We start from the raw sequence: 3,759 nt of genomic DNA, 5'->3' as shown, positions 1-3,759 counted from the left end.
CCGGTCGAAGCCCTTTCGGAGACCACACCCAGCACCAGCCGAAGCAGCGCACCCGCAGGCCGACGACCATCGCAGCCCACGCAGCCGCAGGGCGACGACGAGGACGACAACGAACCCCGTCAGCGCAGCCCGGGCGAACGTCGGAGGGCGAGCTGGAGCAGGCGGTCGACGAGCTCGGCGTAGCTGATGCCGGTGGCCTCCCAGAGGACGGGGAACATCGACGTCGACGTGAAGCCGGGCATCGTGTTGATCTCGTTGATGACGAGGCCGTCGGGGGCGGAGTCGGTGGCGAAGAAGTCGACGCGGGCCAGGCCCTCGCCACCGATGGCGGTGAAGGCCTTCACGGCGTAGTCGCGGATGCGGGCGGCGAAGACGTCGGAGATGTCGGCGGGCACCAGGTTGACGCTCGTGCCGTCGAGGTACTTCGCCTCGAAGTCGTAGAAGTCGTGCGTGGTGTCGTCGTTGCGGACCTCGCCGACGACGCTCGCGAGGGGCGTGCCGTCGGGCTGCTGGATGACGCCGACCTCGAGCTCGCGCTTGTTGACCGCGGCGGCCTCGACGATCACCTTGGGGTCGTGCTTGCGGGCGGCCTCGACCGCCTCGACGAGGAACCCGGCGTCGTCGACCTTGGTGACGCCCGAGCTCGACCCGGCCCGGGCCGGCTTGACGAACACGGGCAGTCCGAGTGCGCCGACCCGCGCGAGCACCTTGTCGCGCTCGGTGTCCCACTGGGCGGGCAGGATCGTCACGTACGGGATCTGCGGCAGGCCGGCGGCCGCGAACACCGTCTTGGTGAACGGCTTGTCCATGCCGACCGCGCTGGCCAGCACCCCAGCCCCCACGTAGCGGACGCCCGCGACCTCGAGCAGACCGGCTCGCCGTCGACGGCCACCTCGGGCAGTCCGCTCGCCGGCACCGGGGCGGAGAGGTCGTCGCGCACCCAGCGACCGTCGGGCGTGATGCCCACGGTGAGGACGTCGTAGCGCTCGCGGTCCACGACCGCGACGACGTTGCGTGCGGTGAGGCAGGAGACCCCGTGCTCACTGGAACGCCCGCCGAACAGGACGACGACCCGGGGACGGGCGGGCACGGTGCTGGAGGTCTCGTTCATCGCCCGTCAGCCTAGCCCGCGTCGGCGACGTGCCGCGGGAGCCTATGGAACATGTCACGGCGGAAGAGGCCCTCGGCCCCTGGGCTGTGTCGGCGGCGGCCTGCACAATGGAGGTCATGCACGGACCCGAGCTCTCGTCGTCGACCATCGCCGTCGGAGCCGGGCGTCCTGCTCGCACCCCGGGGGCCCCGCTGAACGCGCCGATCACGCTGGCCAGCGCCCTCGTCCCCGGCGGCGAGTCCGAGTACGGACGTCACGGCAACCCGGCGTGGACCGCGTTCGAGGAGGTGCTGGGAGCCCTGGAGGGCGGTCGCGCCCTCGCGTTCGCGTCGGGTCAGGCGGCCTGCGCGGCCGTGTTCGACCTCGTGCCCGCCCGCGCGGCCGTGGTCGCCCCCGCCGGCGCCTACTCCGGCACGCTGGTGCAGCTGCGCGAGCGCGCCCGACGCGGACTCATCGACCTGCGGCTCGTCGACGTCACCGACACCCAGGCCGTGGTCGACGCCGCCGACGACGCCGCACTCGTCTGGCTGGAGTCGCCCACCAACCCGCTGCTGGAGGTCGCCGACGTCGAGCACATCGCCGCCGAGGCGGCGCGCGCCGGCACGGCGGTCGCCGTCGACAACACGTTCGCGACGCCGCTGCGCCAGAAGCCGCTCGAGCTGGGCGCCGACTTCGTCGTGCACTCGGCCTCCAAGCTCATCTCCGGGCACAGCGACGTGATCCTCGGCGCCGTCGTCACGGGCAACCCCCGGGCGCACCGCGCCATCGAGGCCCGCCGCGCGAACCTCGGCGCCATCCCCGGCGCGATGGAGTGCTGGCTCGCCACCCGCGGCATCCGCACGCTGCACGTGCGCCTCGACCGCGCGGAGGCGAACGCGCGCGAGATCGCCCGACGTCTGCAGTCGTCGTCGGTGGTCTCCGGCATCCGCTACCCCGGCTGGGGCACCATCCTGTCCTTCGAGGTGCAGGGCGGACCGGACATGGCGCAGAAGGTCACCGAGCAGTCCGACGTCATCACCCACGCCACGAGCCTCGGCGGCGTGGAGTCCACCTGGGAGCGACGTCGCCGTCACGCGGCGGAGCCCGCCGTGGTGCCCGAGGCGCTCGTGCGTCTCTCGGTGGGCATCGAGGACGTCGAGGACATCTGGTACGACGTCGAGCGGTCCCTCGCGGCGATCTGACGCCCGCACAGGGCGACGCGAGGGTCAGCGGACCTCGGGCTTGGCCTCGCGCGAGATGAGCGCCTTCACGAGCGCCTCGGGGTCCATCTCGCCCGCGATGAGCGCCGCGACGTGGGCGACGATCGGCATGTCCACGTCGTGGGCGGCGGCGAGCTCCGCGACGGAGCGGCACGACTTGACGCCCTCGGCGACCTGACGGGTCTGCGCCGTCACCTCCTCGACGCTCAGGCCCTGGCCGAGCTTCTCGCCGAAGGTGCGGTTACGCGACAACGGCGACGAGCAGGTGGCCACCAGGTCGCCCATGCCGGCGAGCCCCGAGAAGGTCAGCGGGTCGGCCCCGATCGCGACGCCGAGCCGTGCGGTCTCGGCGAGACCGCGCGTGATCACCGACGCCTTCGTGTTGTCGCCGAAGCCGAGACCGATGCACACGCCGACGGCCAGGCCGATCACGTTCTTCGTGGTGCCGCCGAGCTCGCAGCCGATGACGTCGGTGTTCGTGTAGGGGCGGAACGCCGCCGTGTGGCACAGCTTCTGCAGCCGCTCGGCGACGGCCTGGTCGGCGCACGCCACCACGCTGGCCGCCGGCTCCCGCCGGGCGATCTCCTTCGCGAGGTTCGGGCCGGTGACCACGGCGATGCGCTCGGGACCGGCACCGGTCAGCTCGGCCACCACCTCGCTCATCCGCAGGTGCGTGCCGAGCTCGACGCCCTTCATCAGGCTGACCATCACCGCGGCGTCGTCGATCGCGTCGCCCCAGTCGCCGAGGTTGGCGCGCAGCTGCTGCGACGGCACGGCGAGCACCACCACCTCCGCGTCGGCGAGCGCCTCGCGCGGGTCGTGGGTGGCGCGGATGGTCTCCGGGAGCGCGATGCCGGGCAGGTAGTCGGCGTTCTCGTGCGTCGCGTTGATCGCGTCGCACAGCTCGGCGCGGCGGCCCCAGAGACGCACGTCGTTGCCCGCGTCGGCCAGCACCAGCGCGAACGCGGTGCCCCACGATCCTGCTCCCATCACGGCGGTCCTGGCCATCACGGCTCCTTCGGGGTGTCGTCCGCGCCGGACGGGGCGGGGTCGGCTGGAGAGGCGACGTCGTCGGTCGCGTCGGTCGGTGCACGGTACGCGGTCCGGGTGGCCCTCGCCACCGGCCGTCCGCTCGTGCCGCTCGCTCAGTGGGGCGCGCAGCGCATCCTCTGGCCGTACACGAAGCTCCCGCGGTTCCTGCCGCGCAAGACGATCCACGTCGTGGTGGGCGATCCGGTCGACCTGTCCGACCTCGTCGGCCTGCCGATCACCGAGGACGTCCTGCGCACGGCCACCGACCGGCTGATGGACACGCTGACCGCCATGGTCGGCGAGATCCGCGGCGAGCTTCCGAGCGGCCCTCGGATCGACGTGCACACGCTCGCCGCCCCCCGGACCGCGTACCGTGCACCGACCGACGCGACCGACGACGTCGCCTCTCCAGCCGAC

Annotated in this window: 2 protein-coding genes and 2 pseudogenes; 2 read left to right on the top strand and 2 right to left on the bottom strand. The window is 72.8% G+C overall.

Annotation, left to right across the window (positions count from 1 at the left end):
* Window positions 1-119: 119 nt before the first annotated feature.
* Window positions 120-1,111, bottom strand: a pseudogene (locus A6Q79_RS16250) (D-alanine--D-alanine ligase family protein).
* A 116-nt stretch (window positions 1,112-1,227) separates the two neighbouring features.
* Between A6Q79_RS16250 and A6Q79_RS16245 the strand changes: the two are divergent.
* Window positions 1,228-2,292, top strand: a complete 1,065-nt coding sequence (locus A6Q79_RS16245; RefSeq protein WP_286689453.1) for a PLP-dependent aspartate aminotransferase family protein — start codon at window positions 1,228-1,230, stop codon at window positions 2,290-2,292.
* A 24-nt stretch (window positions 2,293-2,316) separates the two neighbouring features.
* Here A6Q79_RS16245 and A6Q79_RS16240 read toward each other — a convergent pair whose 3' ends face one another.
* Window positions 2,317-3,318 (bottom strand): NAD(P)H-dependent glycerol-3-phosphate dehydrogenase, encoded by a 1,002-nt coding sequence (locus A6Q79_RS16240; RefSeq protein ID WP_286689454.1) that lies wholly within the window; start codon window positions 3,316-3,318, stop codon window positions 2,317-2,319.
* Between the two features lie 99 nt (window positions 3,319-3,417).
* Here A6Q79_RS16240 and A6Q79_RS16235 point away from each other — a divergent pair.
* Window positions 3,418-3,759 (top strand): annotated as a pseudogene (locus tag A6Q79_RS16235) (hypothetical protein); the annotation flags it as partial.

The organism is Aeromicrobium sp. REDSEA-S32_B7 (genome assembly GCF_001626145.1).
Classification (GTDB): Bacteria; Actinomycetota; Actinomycetes; order Propionibacteriales; family Nocardioidaceae; genus Aeromicrobium; species Aeromicrobium erythreum.
This window is presented reverse-complemented; position numbering and strand designations above follow the sequence as displayed.